1 protein-coding gene is annotated in these 698 nt (G+C 29.2%); it reads left to right on the plus strand.

The annotated features are described in order from the left end of the window. Positions 1–65 precede the first annotated feature (65 nt). Positions 66–254, plus strand: coding sequence for an RNA chaperone Hfq (hfq, locus tag RCF13_RS01515; RefSeq protein ID WP_001995897.1), 189 nt, complete (start codon positions 66–68; stop codon positions 252–254). The last annotated feature ends 444 nt before the right edge of the window (positions 255–698 follow it).

Consider the following 698-nt stretch of genomic DNA (forward strand, 5'->3'; position numbering starts at 1 on the left):
ATTTTTCGAATTTTATAAATGAGTTGAATATGTTACGATGATTATTAATAGAGGGAGGACTTTATATGCAAACATTCCAAGATGATATGTATAATCGATTGAAGGAAAACAAAGCAGTAACTACAATTTTTTTAAAAACAGGTGTACGAATAATTGGCCAAATAGTTGCAGTAGATAAATATACAGTACTAATGAATGTACATGGTAAACAGCAATTAGTGTATAAACAAGCTATTTCTACTATAATGCCATAGATAGGCATAGACACATCCCTATCTATATTAACGATTTATATGAAAAAAGCCCTAAAACTTATTTTAGGGTTTTTTATTATTTACATTTATCTTAGGAGTCTCTTACAAACTTTATTATTGAAATGAGTGTAGTGCATTGCCAGTGCGTAAAGAATTCGGTATAATATATTTGAAAAAATAAACCAATTAGGTGAGAAGATTTACTAGTAGTGTAAGGTTTGTAAATCTATTTTGTCACCGCCTTTCTTACGACGATAAGCCTACTATGTACTGCGAATACATAGTAGGCTTGTTTATTTCAGAACAATTATATTGTTCTTAGTTTTGTAAAAACGTTTGTATGAATTGTTCTTACCTTTAATTTCAAACGTGGATTTTTTTCTTTTACATACATTTCTTCTAATTCTTATTTATCTACAGCAATATCAGCTGGTTTGCTGGTCC

It is taken from the genome of Stenotrophomonas maltophilia group sp. RNC7, assembly GCF_030910085.1.
Classification (GTDB): domain Bacteria; phylum Pseudomonadota; class Gammaproteobacteria; order Xanthomonadales; family Xanthomonadaceae; genus Stenotrophomonas; species Stenotrophomonas sepilia.